This is a genomic window from Micromonospora sp. NPDC023814 (genome assembly GCF_040639595.1).
GTDB lineage: Bacteria > Actinomycetota > Actinomycetes > Mycobacteriales > Micromonosporaceae > Micromonospora.
This window is the reverse complement of the sequence record NZ_JBFAAF010000025.1, coordinates 1-16,198: the sequence shown is the minus strand read 5'-3', so window position 1 is coordinate 16,198 and position 16,198 is coordinate 1. Positions and strand designations below refer to the sequence as shown.

The following is a 16,198-nucleotide window of genomic DNA, read 5'->3' as shown; positions in this document are numbered from 1 at the left end:
CGTGGGTGTGACGAGCCGCATCCGTACGCCGGAATCCTGCTGCCCCTGGCGCCGTTGCATCTCATCGTGCCGCCGAACCCCCGGCCCCTGCCCCGGAATGCCCCGTGGAGCAGGGCCGTTGGATCCCTGGTACGCCCGGCCACGGACGCGCTCCGGGCCGTCGAATCCCTCCAGGCGAGCGCCTGTCCCGGTGCTTGCGCCTCCGCCTCCCGGAGGCGTCAACCCCCGATTGGAGCCCGACCATGAAGCCGATCATCCACAAGAGCGGTCTCTCCGTCGCCGGCCTGCTGGTGGCGGGCGGTTGCATCGCCGGACCCGCGATGGCCGCCCAGGCCGCGCCGGTGGCCACCGCCCCGGTCGCCTCGGTGCACACCGACAAGGGCGGGCGGGCCGACAAGGCCGACAAGAACGGCCGCCCCGACAAGCGGGCCGAGCGCACGGTGGGCATCGAGTACCAGGCGCAGCCCAACTTCTACTACTGCGGCCCGGCCGCGACGCGGATGGCCCTGTCCGCGCAGGGCAAGGTCCTCTCGCAGGACGAGGTCGCGAAGCTGCTGGGCACCACGGAGGCCGGGACCGACTCGGCCCTGGACACCACGCGGGTGCTCAACGAGCTGACCGGCGGCCGGTACCGGACCACGGAGATTCCGGGCCCGGTGGCCAAGCCGGAGCAGGTCGACAAGCTGCGGGCCGACGTGGTCGCCGCCCTGGACGAGGGCCGGCCGGTGGTGGCCAACGTCAAGGGCACCGCGGTCGACACCGACGGCCACCCGCAGTCGTACGAGGGCGGGCACTACCTGACCCTGGTGGGCTACCGGGACGGCGGTGACCTGATCCGGATCGCCGACCCGGCCTCTCCCGAGGGCGAGTACTGGATGACCCTGGAGAAGGTCGCCAACTGGATCGCCGAGCGCGGCTACTCGTCCTGATCCGACGCACCGGCGAGGGCCGGTCTCCCCGCACGGGGGGACCGGCCCTCGCGCGTACCACCCCTTGCCCGTCCCCACCGGCGCTTGCGCGCGTTCCTGCGGTGCCTCGCCGGGCCCACGCCCGGTTCGGCGGGCACCCCGGGTGCCGGTCGCTGGCATGCCCGGTGAAAACCGGTCGCCCTGTCCCCGGGCCGGCGGCAGGATCGGCCCGGTGAGGATGCATGCCGACCAGGTCGACGTCACCGCGGACGTCGTCACCGCCCTCGTCGCCGACCAGTTCCCCCGCTGGCGCGGGCTTCCGGTGCGCCCGGTCACCTCGTACGGCACCGTGAACGCGCTGTTCCGCCTCGGCGAGGACATCGTGCTGCGCTTCCCGCTGCAACCCGGCATCGACCCGGAGTTCCGCGACGACCTGCGGCGCGAGCAGGAGGACGCGCGCCGCCTCGCCCCACACGTGCCGCTGCCGGTACCCGAGCCGGTGGCCCTCGGCGAGCCGGGCGCGGGCTACCCGGGCCCGTGGACGGCGTACCGCTGGATCCCCGGGGAGACCGCCGGCGACCGGAGCATCGGCGATCCGGACGAGTTCGCCCGCGACCTCGCCGGGTTCGTCCGCGCGCTGCACGACGTGGACACCGGCGGCCGGGCGTGGAACGGACGCACCCGGGGCGGCCCGCTGCCCGCCCGGGACGAGTACGTCCGTAGCTGCCTGGCCGAGAGCACCCACCTGACCGACACCGCCCGGGTCGCCCGGGTCTGGGCGGAGTGCCGCGACGCGCCCGCGCACGACGGGCCGGACGTGTGGATCCACGCCGACCTGATGCCGGGCAACCTGCTGGTCCGCGGCGGCCGGCTCGCCGCGGTCATCGACCTCGGGGCGGTCTGCGTCGGCGACCCGGCGGTCGACCTCATGCCGGCGTGGAACCTGTTGCCGCCCGGCGCCCGGGAGACCTACCGCCGGGCGCTGGGGACCGATGACGCTACCTGGGCGCGCGGGCGGGGCTGGGCGATCGTCCAGGCCGTCGGCGCCCTCCCCTACTACGTCGACACCAACCCGGTGATGGCCGACACCGCCCGCCGCACCCTGGACGCGGTCCTCGACTGAAGCCTTGGGAGCGGCCCAGACGCCCGCCGGCACGCCCCGCCGGACTCACGGCTCCGGCACGCGCACGCGGCTCACGGCTCCGGCGCGATCCGGCGCAGGCTGTCCACCTCGGACACGATGACCGCCTCCATGGGGCACGAGTCCGCGGCGTCCACCAGCGCGTCGTCGGGCGCCACCCGCTCGGCCAGCGGGCGGGACAGCCCGTCCACCAGCACGAAGTGCCCCGGCGCGGTGCCCGCGCAGATTCCCGACCCGATACACCGGGCCCGGTCCACGTACACGCGCCACTGCTCGTCCGGCCCGCTCACCGCGTCACCAGCTCACCGGCATGGCCACCAGGCCCCGCACCAGCAGGCCGCTCTTCCAGGTCAGCTCCGACTCGGGCACCGCCAGGCGCAGGCCGGGGGTGCGGGCGACCAGGGTCTCCAGGACGACCTGGAGCTCCATCCGGGCGAGCTGCGCGCCGACGCAGTGGTGCACCCCGTGCCCGAAGCCGAGGTGCGGGTTGGCCTGCCGGGCCAGGTCGAGCCGGTCGGGCTCGGCGAAGACCGTCTCGTCCCTGTTGGCCGACGGGATCGACACCACGACCGGCTCGCCGGCACGCACCAGCACGCCGCCGAGCTCGACGTCCTCCAGGGCGTAGCGGGCGAAGGCCGACGACGCGCCGAGCGGGACGAAGCGCATCAGCTCCTCCACGGCGCCCGGCACCAGCGCCGGCTCGGCCCGCAGCCGTACCCACTCGGCCGGGTGGGTGAGCAGCACGTACACGAAGTTGGGAATCTGGGTCACGGTCGTCTCGTGCCCGGCGGCGAGCAGCCCGGCGGCCAGCCGCACGACCTCGTCCGCCGCGAGCCGGTCGTCGGCGTCCCGGGCCCGGACCATCGCGCCGAGCAGGTCGTCGGTGGGTTCGCGGTGCCGCCGCGCGATCAGCTCCCCCATGTACGCGAACAGGTTGTCGATGTACTGCTGGGCCTGTTCCGGGCTCAGCGAAGTGGTCGACACGATCGCCTCGGACCAGGTGTGGAAGCGGTCCTGGTCGGCCACGGGCACGCCGAGCAGGTCGCAGATGACCCGGATCGGCAGCGGGGTGGCCAGGTGCTCCACCAGGTCGGCCGGCGGGCCGGCGGCGAGCATGCCGTTGACCAGTTCGTCGGCGGCCCTCCTGGTGCGGGGGCGGAGCTCCTCCACCCGGCGGGCGGTGAAGGCCTTCGCCACCAACCGGCGCAGCCGGGTGTGCTCCGGCGGGTCCATGGCCAGGATCCCGGTGTCCTGCTGCCGTGGCGTGTTGCGGGGCTCGTCCCGGCCCACCGCGGCGGCCCGGCTGAACCGGGGGTCGCCGAGCACCGTACGCACGTCGGCGTGCCGGGTGGCCAGCCAGGCCGGCTCCCCGAAGGGCATCCGGATCCGGGTGAGCGGTTCGTCCCGGCGCAGCCGGGCGTAGCGCGGGTCGAGGTTGAGCCGGTCGGGGTCGCTGAACGGGTAGCGCTGGGGGACGGTCGTCTCGGGTGCCTCGGTCACCGGCTGACTTCCTCTCGTCGCGGCGTCCGCAGAGGACACCGGTCCGGCCGGGGGCGACTCGACGGTGAGTCATCTTCCGACTGCGGATAGTAGCGAGAATGGTCGATGCTTGGCTAGCGGTGACCGTCGATCAGCCGGAAACGACGCTCCCGGGTCGCCGACGCGCGGCGACCCGGGAGCGGACCGAGGAGGTCAGCGGACCTGGTCACCCTCGCCCGTACGGGCCTGGGCCTGGTCGACGCCCTTGTCGATCTGGTCGTCGTACTTCCCGCCGGTGCGCTTGTCTGCCATGTCGCCGCCCTTCTCCATGCCCTGGTCGACCTGCTTGTCGTGCTTGTCGGCGAGGTCCTTGGCCTTGTCCATGAAGTCGCTCATCGGGTCCTCCTCGGGTCGGAATTCGATCTCTGCCTTCCCTGGGGCCCCGGGCACAAACGCGACCGGGCAGCCCCTCGCCGACCGGACGGGCCGGCGCGGAGCGCCACAGCAGGCCGTGGAGCGGACAGGCCGGCGGGAACGCCACGGGACGGCGCTCGGCCGCCGACTGGCCCTCCCGGCGCCGGGTGCGGCATCCAGGTTGAAAGGGGGCACGGGTGTCGGGAGGACGCTCGCCGGGTACCGACTCGCGGGAGATCGAGGAGGACCGACGTGGCCGCAGACGGTGCCGGGCGGACGCCCGAGGGGACGACGGACCGGGCCGCGGGGCCCCGACAGGCCTGGGCGGCGCTGCCCTGGCCGGTCCGCTCGGCCGTGGTGTGGAGCGCCTGCCTGGTGGTGGTCGTCGCCGGGCTGTACCTGCTGGGAAAGATCGCGGTGCTGCTCGCGCCGCTGGCCATCGCGCTGGCCGCCACCGTCTTCCTCACCGCACTGCTCGACCCGGTGCAGCTCGCGCTGCGCCGGCTCCGGCTGCCCGCGTCGCTGGCCGCCCTGCTCACCGTGCTGCTGCTGCTCGGCGTGCTGTTCGGGGTCAGCGCGCTGGTGTGGAACCTGACCGCCAGCCAGTTCAGCGAGCTGAGCCAGGAGCTGAGCCAGGGCCTGCAACGGACCCGGGAGTTCGTGACCTCCACGCTGCCGGTCAGCGACCAGCAGCTCGACCGGCTGCTCGACCAGGCCCGGCAGGGCCTCGGTCAGGGCTCGGTCGACCCGGTGTCGGGGGCTCGGACGGCCGCCGAGGTGCTCGGCTCGGCGCTGCTCGCGCTCGTGCTGCTGTTCTTCCTGCTCAAGGACGGCCGGTCGATGTGGCACTGGGTGCTGGCCCGGATGACCGGCCCGAACCGGTCGGTGACCGCCGAGGCGGGCCGAGTGGGCTGGCGGACGTTGGGCGCGTACAGCCGGGGCACCATGATGATCGCCGCGATCGACGCGATCGGCATCGGCCTGGCCCTGGTGCTGCTCCGGGTGCCGCTGGCCTTTCCGCTGGCGCTGATCACGTTCTTCGGCGGCTTCGTCCCGATCATCGGCGCGACCGTGGCCGGCGCGGTCGCGGTACTCGTCGCGCTCGCGGCGAAGGGGCCGGTCACCGCGCTGCTGGCCCTGGCCGCCGTGATCGCCGTGCAGCAGATCGAGGGCAACCTGCTGGAGCCGCTCATCATGAAGCGCCAGGTGCGGCTGCACCCGGCGGTGATCCTGGTGGCGGTCACCGCCGGCACCCTGATCGCCGGCATCGCCGGCGCCTTCGTCTCGGTGCCGATCACCGCCGTCGTCTGGCGCGTCATCGACACCGTCCAGCAGCACCGCGAGCACCCCACCCCGGACGCCAGGGCGACGCCGCCGGCCCCCGCCTGAGCGGGGCCTGTCAGGAGGGCGGTGCCGCCGGCCGAGCCGTCCACGGGGCCGGCACCCGCACGAACCGGCCGTCCACCGGGCCGGTGCTCAGGCCGGGCGGGGCACGGCGAGGTGGGCGGTGAACCAGTCGGCGGCGCAGTGGGCGACCTGCTCCAGCTTGCCGGGCTCCTCGAAGAGGTGCGTGGCGCCGGGGATCACCGTCAGCTCGGCGCTCTCCGGCAACGCCTCCTGCGCCTGCTCGTTGAGGGCGATCACCTGCTCGTCCAAGCCGCCGACCAGCAGCAGCGTGGGCGCGCGCACCTCCCCGAGGGCCGGGCCGGCCAGGTCGGGCCGGCCGCCCCGCGAGACGACCGCGCCGACGAGGTCCGGCCTGGCGGCCGCCGCCACCAGGGCGGCGGCGGCCCCGGTGCTGGCCCCGAACAGGCCGATCGGCACCCGGCCGAAGGGCCGCTCCGCCGCCAGCCAGTCCACGACCGCCGCGAGCCGGCCGGCGAGCATGGGAATGTCGAAGCGCAGCTCGGCGGTCCGGACGTCCACCCGGTCCTCGGCCGGGGTCAGCAGGTCGACCTGCACGGTGCCGAAGGCGTCGCGGTTGAGCACGTGCGCCACGGCGGTGTTGCGCGGGCTGTGCCGGGAACTGCCGCTGCCGTGGGCGAAGAGCACCACGCCGGCCGGCTCGGCCGGGACCAGCAGATCGGCCGGGAGTTCCGCGTCCCCCGCCGGGATCGTCACCTCGCTGCTGCGCACGTCCATCTCCGCCTCCGTCCCGTACGTCGTCGGCCAGGACCGGTCGTCCGGCTCACCGGACCACGGCCCCCTCCCGGCGGCTCGCATACCCGCCCGCACGGCCGGCAAGCGGGCTGGCCGCGCCGGCGTTTGCCACCGGGGGCGGCGGGTAGGCGGCGGGTGACCGCAGACCGTACCGGCGCAAGACCGCGCCCCCGACGGATCGCGAGGATCGCCATGGCGCAGCAGCGAGAGTCCCGCCAGCAGACCGCCGACCGGGAACGGCGCGAACAGGACGCCGAACGCGGCCGGGACTGGGCGGACGAGGCGGCCCAGGCACGCACGGCCGACGACCCGCGGGCGATGACGCCCCGCGACGCGGCCGGCCGCCCCTCACAGGGCAGGCCGCTCTGACCGACGCCGCCGGCCCGCCGAGCGCGGGCCGGCGGCGGGTCACGGCTCGTTCTCGGGCAGGCGGAGCAGCGGGGCCCGGCCCGGCGCCTGCTCCGGGGCCGGTCCGGAGACCTCCAGCGGCGGGATCGGCACGGTGACGGGCTCGTCGCAGGTGACCCGGACCGTCTCGCCGTGGTGGCGCAGCTCCAGCACGTCCTCCGGGTCACCGTTGCGCAGCGCGTACGTGGTCTCGTGCGGCCGGACGTCCACCCGCAGCCGCATCCCGCGCCACTGGAGCGAGAACTCCAGCCGCCCGAGCCGGCTGGACAGGCGTGGCGCGAACGACAGCGTGCCGTCGTGGTCGCGGAGCCCGCCGAACCCGGCCACCAACGCGATCCACGCCCCCGCGAGCGACGCCATGTGCACGCCGTCGCGCGTGTTCTCGTTGAGGTCGTGCAGGTCCATCAGCGCGGCCTCACGCAGGTATATGTGCGCCAGCTCCGGGTGGCCCACCTCGGCCGCCAGCACCGCCTGGGTGCACGCCGACAGCGACGAGTCCCGCACCGTCCGGCGCTCGTAGTAGAGGAAGTTGCGCAGCTTCTCCTCCGGGGTGAACGCGTCGCCCCGCCAGTGCATGGCGAGGACCAGGTCCGCCTGCTTGACCACCTGCTTGCGGTAGAGGTCGAAGTACGGGTAGTGCAGCAGCAGCGGGTACTTCTCCGGCGGCGTGTGCCCGAAGTCCCACTCCTGGAGCCGGGTGAAGCCCTCCACCTGCTCGTGGACGTCGACCTCCTCGTCGTACGGGATGTGCATGGAGGCCGCCGCGTCCCGCCAGGCAGCCGCCTCCTCGTCGGTCACGCCGAGGTGGAACGCCTCGTCCCGGTAGCGCATCACCGCGTCGGCGGCGGTGATCAGGTTCCGCTGCGCCATCAGGTTGGTGTAGACATTGTCGTTCTTCACCGCCGTGTACTCGTCGGGGCCGGTCACCCCGTCGATGTGGAACTGGCCGTGCCGGTCGTGGTGGCCCAACGACCGCCACAGCCGGGCGGTCTCCACCAGCAGTTCCAGCCCGATCTCGCGTTCCAGCTCGGTGTCCTGGGTGACCTGGACGTAGCGCCGCAGCGCGTCGGCGACGCCGGCCGCGATGTGGAAGGCCGCGGTACCCGCCGGCCAGTACGCCGACGACTCCGGTCCCTCGATGGTGCGCCAGGGGAACGCCGCGCCCTCCAGGTTGAGCATCCGGGCCCGCTCGTGCGCGGCGGCCAGCGTGCGGTGCCGCCAGTGCAGCGCGTCCCGCACGGCGGCCGGGTGGGTGTAGGTGAGCACCGGCAGGACGAACATCTCGGTGTCCCAGAACGCGTGCCCGTCGTACCCCGGGCCGGTCAGGCCCTTCGCGGCGATCGGCCGCTGCTCCGCCCGGGTGCCCGCCTGGAGGACGTGGAACATGCCGAACCGGACGGCCTGCTGGACCTCCGGGTCGCCCTCCACCACCACGTCGGCGGCGTCCCAGAACTCGTCGAGGTATTCCCGCTGCTCCCGGTGGAGCCCGTCCCAGCCGTCCAGCCGCGCCCCCGTCAGGGCGGCCTCGACCTGGTCGCGCATCGCCGGCAGCGACCGGCGGCTCGACCAGCCGTACGCGAGGTACTTGACCACGCGCAGCGTCTCGCCCGGCTTGAGCACGCACCCGATCGTGGTACGCACCCAGTCCTCGTACCCCTCGGACTCGATGGTCTTGCGCGCCGGGGCGTACACCTCGTGCTCCATCGCGGCGGCGACCCGCAGCCCGGAGAGCTTGGTCCGGTGGATCAGCAGCCCGCCGTCGTCGGTGGTGAGTTCCTCCTCGGCCTGCAACGGCGACTCCAGCACGGCCGCGACCCGGGGGTCCCGGCTCTGCGCGGGCAGCGTCTCGTTCGCGACGAGTTCCGACTGGAGGATCAGCCGCAGCGGGCCGTCGACCGCCTCCACCTCGTAGTTGATCGCCGCGACGGAGCGCTGGGTGAAGGAGACCAGCCGGGTGCTGCGGACCTTGACCTCGCGGCCGGCCGGCGACCGCCAGTGCAGCTCGCGGTGCAGGGTGCCGGCGCGCAGGTCGAGGACCCGCTGGTGGGAGAGGAGTTCGCCGTACCGGACGTCGAGCGGCTCGTCGTCGACCAGCAGCCGGATCAGCTTGCCGTTGGTGACGTTGACGATGGTCTGGCCGGATTCCGGGAACCCGAACCCGGCCTCCGCGTACGGCAGCGGGCGCAGCTCGTAGAAGGAGTTGAGGTACGTGCCGGGCAGGCCGTGCGGCTCGCCCTCGTCCAGGTTGCCGCGCAACCCGACGTGCCCGTTGGAGAGCGCGAACACCGACTCGGACTGGGCCAGGACGTCCATGTCCAGCCGGATCTCCCGGACGTGCCACGGCTCGACGGGATAGGCCCGTTCCCTGATCACGCGGGCCGCCCGGTGTCGAGCAGGTCGGCGAGGTCGGTGACCACGACGTCGGCGCCGTGGGCAAGCAGCTCGGCCGCCTGGCCGACCCGGTCGACCCCGACCACGTAGCCGAACCCGCCGGCCCGGCCGGCGGCCACCCCGGCCAGCGCGTCCTCGAAGACGGCGGCGTGGGCCGGGTCGACCCCGAGCAGCCCGGCCCCGGCCAGGAAGGTGTCCGGGTGTGGCTTGCCGCGCAGCCCCTCGGCGCGGGCGACCAGCCCGTCGACCCGCGCCTCCAGCAGCGGTTCCAGGCCGGCGGCGGCAACCACCTCCCGGCCGTTCGCGCTGGCCGTGACGACCGCGCGGCGCAGGCCGGCGGCGGCCGCGGCCTTCAGGTAGGCGACCGAGCCGGGATAGACGTCCACGCCGCGGGTGCGCAGCCGATCCAGCAGCAGCACGTTCTTCCGGTTGCCGACCCCGTGGACCGTGTCGGCGTCCGGGGGGTCGTCGGGCGCACCCTCGGGCAGCACGATCCCCCGCGAGGCGAGGAAGGTGCGCACCCCGTCGGCGCGGGGCCGGCCGTCGACGTACCGGTTGTAGTCCGGCCCTGGGTCGAAGGGGCGGAACGGCTCGCCGGTGGCGGCGGCACGCTGGCGCAGGAAGCCGTCGAACGTCTCGGTCCACGCGGCGTTGTGCACCCGGGCGGTCTGCGTCAGCACCCCGTCCAGATCGAAGAGACAGGCGGTCACATGAGCAGGCAGGCCCAGCACGGTACGAATCTATCCAGACGTCCGCGCCGGCAAACCGGTTTCGGCCCGGTTGCCCGGGACGGCTCAGTGCGGGCGAAGCGTCCAGACGACCGTCATCGCGCCGGTGGCCTTCCCCTCCTCGGTGGCGATCTCCACCTGCACCGGGAACTCCGGCCGCTGGCCGGCCTCCAGCTCGGCGACCACCCCGGCGGGGGGCCGGCCGAGTCGCGCCGTCGCCAGCACCGGGCCCATGGCGAGCTTCCGGTACGCGATCTCGGCCCGCACCGCCAGCGGCGTGGCCCGGTCGAGCAGCTGCGCGAACGCGGCCAGCACGACCGCGCCGGAGGCGGTCTCGCCGAGGGTGAACATGGCCCCGGCGTGCGGCCCGCCGACGTGGTTGTGGGTGGCCGGCGAGTCGGGCAGGCGGACGACCGCCCGCACCCCGCCCTCCGCCTCGGGGGCCACCTCGACGAATTCGATGCCGAGCGTACGCGCGAACGGCACGGCCTCCAGCATGCCGGCCGCCACCTGGCGCGAGTCGATGGTCATGCCCCGACGTTACTAGTCGGTAACTTCGCCAGCAAGGGCCCGCAACAGGCACACGCAATCTTGGACAGTTGCCGTTCGCGTGAAACGACAACTGTCCAAGATCTCCCGTTGACCAGGCCCGGAGTCGCCGCGTGGGGTACAGCCGCCAGACGCGAGTGCGCTTCGGCTCCTCGCCGGCCTGCCCGGCATCACCGTCACCGGCACGGTCGTCGACCGGGCCGGACGCACCGGCGAAGCCTTCTCGATGATCTCCGACTACAGCGGACTGCCCACCCAATACACGATCATCATCGACCCGGTCGCCGGGAGCATTCTCGGCTACGAGGAGGTACTCACCACAACACCAGGCTGGCTCAACGTTCAGATCCCCGCCGTGGTCTCCAGCCGGTCCTACCTGGTCGCCGAGTACGCCCCGATGCCCCGGTAGCGCGGCGAGCGGCAGGAGCGCTAGTGCTGCTTGGCGAACTCCACGAACGCCTTCCAGGTGGTCGGCTCGAAGGTGAGCACCGGCCCCGGCCGGTCCTTGCTGTCCCGGACGCCGACCACGCCCGGCAGGTTGTCGGCCACCTCCACGCAGTCACCCTGGTTGCCGCTGCTCCGGGTGCTCTTGTGCCAGATCGCGCCGGTCAGGTCCCCGAACGACCCTTTCCTCAGGTTCGTCGCCTGGGGCCCGTACCGGCGGCCGATCGTGGACGTGCCCAGGTGACGGACCGGCCAGGTCAGCGCCAGCCGACGTCGATGCGGTCACCCCGCTCGTCGAAGAAGTGCAGCGCGTCCATGCGCACGGAGACGGCCAGGGGGTGACCGGCGGAGACCGCGGGGTACGGCGCGAGCCGGACCGCCAGCTCGGCCGGGCGGCGGTGGTGCCGGCCCGGGTCGTTCAGCACACTGGTCCGGGTGCCGGGGGCCGGGGCGCGCTCGTCCTCCGCCGCGCGCCCGGTCAGCCGCTGCATCACCTGGCCGAACCGGCGCAGACCGCGCTGGTCGACCGGGGCGTCGACGGGGGTGCCCATCTCGTCCACCACGATCGCGGTGGCCCCGATGTCGACGAACGCGAGCGACTCGTGACCGTGGTGCTCCAGGTAGCGGATCCGGCCGTGGAGCACGTCGCCCGGCGTGTCCGGGGCGACCGGGGTGAGCGCCTCGGCCCGCATCCCGACCACGATCCGCTCGCCGTGGTAGTGCGCGACCGCCCGGCTGCGGATGTCGTCCCAGGGCAGGTGCAGCGCCTGCTCGCCGAGGGTGAGGGTGACGTAGCGGTCCAGGTGGACGTAGACCGACGCCTCCAGCAGGTTCATCCGCGGGCTGCCGAGGAACGCGGCCACGTAGAGGGTGGCGGGGCGGCCGTAGACCTGGGTCGGGGTCCCCACGTCCTGGAGGACGCCCCTGCGCATGATGGCGACCCGGTCGGCCATGGTCAGCGCCTCGGCCTGGTCGTGGGTGACGTAGATGGTGGTGACGCCCAGCTCGCGGGTGAGCCCGGAGATCTCGGCGCGCAGCTCGGCCCGGAGCCCGCTGTCGAGGTTGGACAGCGGCTCGTCCATCAGGAACAGGCCGGGGCGGCGGACGATCGCCCGGCCCATCGCGACCCGCTGGCGCTGCCCACCGGAGAGCTGGTTGGGCCTGCGGCCGAGCACGTCGCCGATGCCGAGCGCGCTGGCCACGTCGGTGACCCGCTCGGCGCGCGGCTCCGGATCCATGCCGCCCAGCCGGAGCGGGAAGGCGATGTTGTCGCCGACCGTCATGTGCGGATAGAGCGCGAAGTCCTGGAAGACCATGGCGATCTTCCGTTCCCGGGGCGACAGGTCGTTGGCCAGCTCGCCGTCGAGCAGCACCGCGCCCGACGTCGGGTCCTCCAGCCCGGCGACCATCCGCAGCACCGTGGACTTCCCGCAGCCCGACGGGCCGAGCAGCACCATGAACTCGCCGTCGTTGACGTCCAGGTTGACGCTGTCGACGGCGAGGGTGCCGTCCCTGAACACCTTCGTGACATCCTTGAGCGCGACGGTGGTCACCGTCCCTCCCCCCAGCTCGTCGACCGAACCCCGAATGACTGTGACGAGGATCATTCGATCCGGATATCGGGTAAACGTGCCATGTTCGACTCGTGACGTTCCTGTTGCGCCCATCGGGCGGGAGGGGCGGGCGACCCGGGGGCGCGGGCGGTCGCGGTCAGCGGCAGCGGGGCTGCGGCTGCTCGCCGAGGAAGACCCGGCGGACCACCCGTTCGGCGGCGTGGCCGTCCTCGAGCGCGCAGAACCGGGCCCGAAATCGCTGCCGGGCCCTCGTCGCCTCCGCCGAGTCGACCCCGCCGGCGCGGAACAGGTCGAGCAGGTCGGCGAAGCTGGTGGCCACCGCGCCGGGCGGCTCCGCGAGCAGGTCGAAGTAGACGCCGCGGGCCAGCCGGTACGCCTCCCAGTCCGGGGCGTAGACCACGATCGGCCGGTCCAGCACGGCGTAGTCGAACATCGCCGACGAGTAGTCCGTGACCAGCACGTCCGCCACGAGGTAGAGGTCCTCGACGCGCGGGTGGCCGCTGACGTCGCGTACCCGGTCCCGGTCCACCGGGCGCCGGGCCCGCCGCTCCCGGTCGTGGAAGTAGTGGCTGCGCATCAGCAGTCGGCCGGCCGGGCCGAGCACGTCGAGCAGCCGCCCCGGGTCGAACGGCGGCCGGTAGCCGGGCAGGTGTTCCCGGTGCGTCGGGGCGTACAGGACGACCCGCTCGCCGAGGCCGAGGCCGAACTCCGCGCGCAGCCGGAGCACCTCCTCGGCGGTGGCGTTGACCAGCCGGTCGTTGCGCGGGTAGCCCACCTCCAAGGTGGTGTACGTCGCCGGATAGGCCCGCTCCCACATCTGGGTGGAGAAGCTGTTCGCGCTGATGCTGAAGTCCCACCGGTCCACCCGGCGCAGCAGCCCGGCGAAGTCCATCCCCACCGCGCCGATCGGGTACCGCTGCTGGTCGAGCCCCATCACCTTCACCGGCGTGCCGTGGTGGGTCTGCACGTGCACCGACCCGGGCCGCTTGCGGACGTAGTCCGGGAAGTTCACGTTGTTGACCAGCCACCGCGCCCGCGCCAGCGCCCGGTAGTACGCGGGGGTGCCGGCCACCACGTACTCGACGCCCTCGGGCATGGTGTGCACCCGGTCCCGCCGGACGATCCACACCCCCCGGACCTGCGGCGCCAGCCGCCGCGCCGCCTCGTGGACCGCGGCCGGGTTGTCCGCGTAGCCGCGGTACCAGTAGGCCGCGTACACGGCCAGCGTCGGGTCGACGGGTCGGCGCAGCTCGGCCCGGTAGTACTCGCGCAGCAGCGTGTCCCGGGCCAGCCGGGCGGCCCGCCGGGCCCGGGGCGCGACCCGGCGCTTCGTCGTCCGCGCGGTACGCCGGGCGGTGTCCCGCGCCCGGTAGGCGGTGCGCAGGGCGCTGAACGTGCGCCAGCGACCGGCGGCCACCAGCCGGTGCTTGAGCCCCTCCGCGCCCCCGGGGGCCGGGTAGCCGCCGGGCGGCAGCCAGCGTGCGTAGTCGGCGGTGATCTGGGCGAAGAAGGTGGGCCGCAGCTCCGGCGCGATCCGCTGCCCGTTGCCGAGCACGGTCAGGTAGTGCCAGATCATCCGCTCGAAGACCGCCGGGCGCAGGTCGTCGACCGCCGACCCCCAGGAGTCCATCAGCCGGAACACCCGGTGCCACTGGTGGAAGACCTCGAAGTGCCGGTCGCCCCGCGTCCTGGTGATCGCGCCGGCCCGCCGCTGGCGGTAGTTGACGCAGACCCGGTCCAGCACGCCGATCCGCTCGGCGGCCATCAGCACCGGGTAGCTGAACGAGACGTCCTCGTACCAACCGGGGGCGAAGCGCAGCGCCAGGTCGCGCAGGAACTGCCGGCGGACCAGCCGGTTCCAGGCGGTGTGCAGCACCCGCAGCGTCTCGGGCCGGTCCCGCAGCCGGAAGGTGCCCTCACCGGGTGGCTCGGGGAACACCTCCGCCATGGCGCTGCGGGTCACGGCGTTGTTCCAGTGCGCCCGGACGTGGTCGACCAGGAGCACGTCCGGGCGGGTGGCGCGGAGGCGCTCGGCCACCTCCACCAGGCACTCGGGGGCGAGCCAGTCGTCGCCGTCGACGAACCAGACGTACTCGCCGACGGCCCGGTCCAGCCCGACGTTGCGGGCCGGACCGAGCCCGACGTTCTCCGTCAGCCGGACGGCGTGCACCCGCCCGTCGCGGGCGGCGTACTCGGCGAGGATCTCGCCACCGTCGTCCGGCGAGCAGTCGTCGACGCCGATCACCTCGATGTCGGCGACGGGCTGGGCGAGGATGGAGTCCAGGCATTCGCGCAGGTAGCCCTGCACCCGGAAGGCCGGCACGACGAAACTGATCAGTGTCATCCGGCCGGCCCCTCCGTCAGCCCGGCGAGCGGCCTCCCGCACCGGCCAGGCCCACCGACGCCCGCGCGGCGCGGGCGGGCAGGACGACCCAGGCGAGGACGACACTCCCCACGAAAACCATGAGAAGGTACGTACCGAGTGTAGCCATCCCGATACCCGCAATTCCGACGATCGCCGCCAGGGCCAGCAGCACGGACCGCCCCTCCCAGCCGAGCGTGAGTCCGTGCAGCGGCGGCGCGGACTGCCGCTTCTCCAGCCGGGCGGTCAGGTCGTAGTGGTGCAGGGTCAGCACGAAGACGTACCCGAAGACCAGCCACGGCGGCACGTCGCCGACCACCCCGACCGCGATGGCGAAGAGGTACTCCCCCGCCCGCAGCGCGGCCGGCACCAGCCAGTCCAGCGGCCCGTTGTGCGCCGCGCCCGCCCCCAGGCCGCCGACCAGGAGCACCAGCAGCGCGACCGGCACCGCCCAGCCCAGGCCCGCCGCCCTGGTGCCGTCCCGGGTGAGCAGGGCCGCCACCAGCAGCGCCGCCGGCCCCAGCGCCGCGACGACCGCCAGCGTCAGCGGGCCCATCGGGCGGACCACCGGCAACCGACGGGCCAGCGGGCCGTCGTCGCGGTGCAGGGTGGCGTCGACCGTGTCCAGCACCGGCACCCACATCCAGCGCGCGCGCAGGGTGCGCAGCGCCCCGGTGTACGCGAACGCCAGCACCCCCCACGCCAGCACCACGTACAGGCTGACCAGCGGGCCGAACAGCGCCACGGTCAGCGCGATCAGCGCCCACCGCTCCCCGATCGGGAAGACCACCGTCCGCTTGAGCCAGTACGACAGCGACCCCGTGTCGGCCTGCACCCGGTTCGAGGCGGCGTTCAGCTTGTCGCCGATGCCGCCGCCGGAGGTGCCGACGGCCTTCGGCCGGCGTGCCGCCTCGTCGTGCAGCACGCCGTACCACGTGTCCGTCATGTGCCGGACGGTCTGCAGCGTCATCGCGGCGATCGCCAGCGCCCAGCCGTACCGGAACCCGGCCTGGGTCGCCCCGTAGCCGAGGCCGGCGTAGACCACGTACTCCTTCGCGCGGTCGGCCATCGTGTCCAGCCAGCCGCCCCAGGCGCTGAAGTGCCGCGTGTAGCGGGCGAGCTGGCCGTCCACGCAGTCGAGCACGAAGCCGAGGTAGAGCAGCACCGCCCCGGCGACCAGCGCCGGCCGGCCGCCGACGCCGAACAGCACGGCGGCGGCCACCGCGAAGGCCACCGAGATCATCGTGACGGCCGTCGGGCCGAGCCCGAGCCGGGCGGACGCCTTCGTGACGTACGGGGACCAGGTGCTGACGAAGAAGGTGGTGAAGAAGTCGTCCCGCTCCTTCACCGAGAGCCGCAGCTCCGCCCGGTCCTCGTCGACGGCGGCCACGGCCGCCTCCGCGGCGGCCAGCCCCGCCGGGTCGGTCACCCGGTGCGCGACGAGCAGGCGTACGCGGTGGGCGAAGGTCAGCGCGCCGAGCCCGGTGAGGCCGGCGAAGAGCCGGTCCACGGCGGGCCCGGCCGGCGGCGGCGCGGCGGCCGACGGCGCGCCGACGATCGTCAGTTCCGGTTCAGCGGGGACCGTTGGTTGCCCTGGCGACGTCACACCCTAAGACTACCATTCCGATAGGATAACCGGG

Annotated in this window: 15 protein-coding genes and 1 pseudogene; 5 read left to right on the top strand and 11 right to left on the bottom strand. The window is 73.8% G+C overall.

Going from position 1 to position 16,198, the window contains the following annotated elements; all coding sequences use genetic code 11:
* Window positions 1-242 precede the first annotated feature (242 nt).
* Together AB0G14_RS15650 and AB0G14_RS15645 are read left to right on the top strand one after the other, a co-directional pair.
* Complete coding sequence (locus tag AB0G14_RS15650; RefSeq protein WP_357697759.1) at window positions 243-929, top strand: C39 family peptidase; 687 nt, start codon at window positions 243-245, stop codon at window positions 927-929.
* 217 nt (window positions 930-1,146) lie between these two features.
* Complete coding sequence (locus tag AB0G14_RS15645; protein WP_357697890.1) at window positions 1,147-2,031, top strand: aminoglycoside phosphotransferase family protein; 885 nt, start codon at window positions 1,147-1,149, stop codon at window positions 2,029-2,031.
* Between the two features lie 71 nt (window positions 2,032-2,102).
* Here AB0G14_RS15645 and AB0G14_RS15640 read toward each other — a convergent pair whose 3' ends face one another.
* From AB0G14_RS15640 to AB0G14_RS15630, 3 genes are all read right to left on the bottom strand, one after another.
* Entirely contained in the window at window positions 2,103-2,339 is a 237-nt protein-coding gene (locus AB0G14_RS15640; protein WP_357697757.1) for a ferredoxin, read from the bottom strand.
* Window positions 2,340-2,343: 4 nt separating this feature from the next.
* Complete coding sequence (locus AB0G14_RS15635) at window positions 2,344-3,549, bottom strand: cytochrome P450 (protein ID WP_357697755.1); 1,206 nt, start codon at window positions 3,547-3,549, stop codon at window positions 2,344-2,346.
* Between the two features lie 192 nt (window positions 3,550-3,741).
* Window positions 3,742-3,924: an antitoxin gene (locus AB0G14_RS15630; protein ID WP_357697753.1), complete on the bottom strand. Its 183-nt coding sequence runs from the start codon at window positions 3,922-3,924 to the stop codon at window positions 3,742-3,744.
* Between the two features lie 270 nt (window positions 3,925-4,194).
* Here AB0G14_RS15630 and AB0G14_RS15625 point away from each other — a divergent pair, with 270 nt between their 5' ends.
* A complete protein-coding gene (locus AB0G14_RS15625; protein WP_357697751.1) occupies window positions 4,195-5,331 on the top strand; it encodes an AI-2E family transporter in 1,137 nt (378 codons plus the stop codon).
* 87 nt (window positions 5,332-5,418) lie between these two features.
* Here the strand turns inward: AB0G14_RS15625 and AB0G14_RS15620 are convergent, their stop codons facing one another.
* Complete coding sequence (locus tag AB0G14_RS15620; protein ID WP_357697749.1) at window positions 5,419-6,084, bottom strand: dienelactone hydrolase family protein; 666 nt, start codon at window positions 6,082-6,084, stop codon at window positions 5,419-5,421.
* 210 nt (window positions 6,085-6,294) lie between these two features.
* Between AB0G14_RS15620 and AB0G14_RS15615 the strand changes: the two genes are divergently transcribed.
* A complete protein-coding gene (locus AB0G14_RS15615; RefSeq protein ID WP_350701680.1) occupies window positions 6,295-6,471 on the top strand; it encodes a hypothetical protein in 177 nt (58 codons plus the stop codon).
* A gap of 39 nt (window positions 6,472-6,510) precedes the next feature.
* Here AB0G14_RS15615 and AB0G14_RS15610 read toward each other — a convergent pair whose 3' ends face one another.
* From AB0G14_RS15610 to AB0G14_RS15600, 3 genes are all read right to left on the bottom strand, one after another.
* Window positions 6,511-8,883, bottom strand: coding sequence for a glycosyl hydrolase family 65 protein (locus AB0G14_RS15610; protein ID WP_357697747.1), 2,373 nt, complete (start codon window positions 8,881-8,883; stop codon window positions 6,511-6,513).
* Window positions 8,880-9,632, bottom strand: a complete 753-nt coding sequence (locus AB0G14_RS15605) for an HAD-IA family hydrolase (protein ID WP_357697745.1) — start codon at window positions 9,630-9,632, stop codon at window positions 8,880-8,882. The genes AB0G14_RS15610 and AB0G14_RS15605 overlap by 4 nt, the downstream gene beginning before the upstream one ends.
* A gap of 63 nt (window positions 9,633-9,695) precedes the next feature.
* Window positions 9,696-10,160, bottom strand: coding sequence for a DUF4442 domain-containing protein (locus AB0G14_RS15600; RefSeq protein ID WP_357697743.1), 465 nt, complete (start codon window positions 10,158-10,160; stop codon window positions 9,696-9,698).
* 244 nt (window positions 10,161-10,404) lie between these two features.
* Here AB0G14_RS15600 and AB0G14_RS15595 point away from each other — a divergent pair, with 244 nt between their 5' ends.
* Window positions 10,405-10,587, top strand: a complete 183-nt coding sequence (locus AB0G14_RS15595; protein ID WP_357697741.1) for a hypothetical protein — start codon at window positions 10,405-10,407, stop codon at window positions 10,585-10,587.
* 20 nt (window positions 10,588-10,607) lie between these two features.
* Here AB0G14_RS15595 and AB0G14_RS15590 read toward each other — a convergent pair whose 3' ends face one another.
* The 4 genes and pseudogenes from AB0G14_RS15590 to AB0G14_RS15575 all read right to left on the bottom strand — a co-directional run.
* Complete coding sequence (locus AB0G14_RS15590) at window positions 10,608-10,790, bottom strand: DUF397 domain-containing protein (RefSeq protein WP_357697888.1); 183 nt, start codon at window positions 10,788-10,790, stop codon at window positions 10,608-10,610.
* Between the two features lie 89 nt (window positions 10,791-10,879).
* Window positions 10,880-12,175 carry an ABC transporter ATP-binding protein gene (locus AB0G14_RS15585; RefSeq protein ID WP_357697739.1) on the bottom strand — a complete coding sequence of 432 codons (1,296 nt, stop codon included), beginning with the start codon at window positions 12,173-12,175 and terminating at the stop codon, window positions 10,880-10,882.
* A gap of 157 nt (window positions 12,176-12,332) precedes the next feature.
* Window positions 12,333-14,540 (bottom strand): bifunctional glycosyltransferase family 2 protein/CDP-glycerol:glycerophosphate glycerophosphotransferase, encoded by a 2,208-nt coding sequence (locus AB0G14_RS15580; RefSeq protein WP_357697737.1) that lies wholly within the window; start codon window positions 14,538-14,540, stop codon window positions 12,333-12,335.
* 16 nt (window positions 14,541-14,556) lie between these two features.
* Window positions 14,557-16,074 (bottom strand): annotated as a pseudogene (locus tag AB0G14_RS15575) (DUF5941 domain-containing protein); the annotation flags it as partial.
* Window positions 16,075-16,198: the final 124 nt, after the last annotated feature.

What these genes read in the sequence shown, in the direction of transcription:
- AB0G14_RS15650 (WP_357697759.1), top strand. Translation starts at nt 243, where the DNA reads ATGAAGCCGATCATCCACAAGAGCGGTCTCTCCGTCGCCGGCCTGCTG.
- AB0G14_RS15645 (WP_357697890.1), top strand. Translation starts at nt 1,147, where the DNA reads ATGCATGCCGACCAGGTCGACGTCACCGCGGACGTCGTCACCGCCCTC.
- AB0G14_RS15630 (WP_357697753.1), bottom strand. Translation starts at nt 3,924, where the DNA reads ATGAGCGACTTCATGGACAAGGCCAAGGACCTCGCCGACAAGCACGAC.
- AB0G14_RS15620 (WP_357697749.1), bottom strand. Translation starts at nt 6,084, where the DNA reads ATGGACGTGCGCAGCAGCGAGGTGACGATCCCGGCGGGGGACGCGGAA.
- AB0G14_RS15615 (WP_350701680.1), top strand. Translation starts at nt 6,295, where the DNA reads ATGGCGCAGCAGCGAGAGTCCCGCCAGCAGACCGCCGACCGGGAACGG.
- AB0G14_RS15600 (WP_357697743.1), bottom strand. Translation starts at nt 10,160, where the DNA reads ATGACCATCGACTCGCGCCAGGTGGCGGCCGGCATGCTGGAGGCCGTG.
- AB0G14_RS15595 (WP_357697741.1), top strand. Translation starts at nt 10,405, where the DNA reads ATGATCTCCGACTACAGCGGACTGCCCACCCAATACACGATCATCATC.
- AB0G14_RS15580 (WP_357697737.1), bottom strand. Translation starts at nt 14,540, where the DNA reads ATGACACTGATCAGTTTCGTCGTGCCGGCCTTCCGGGTGCAGGGCTAC.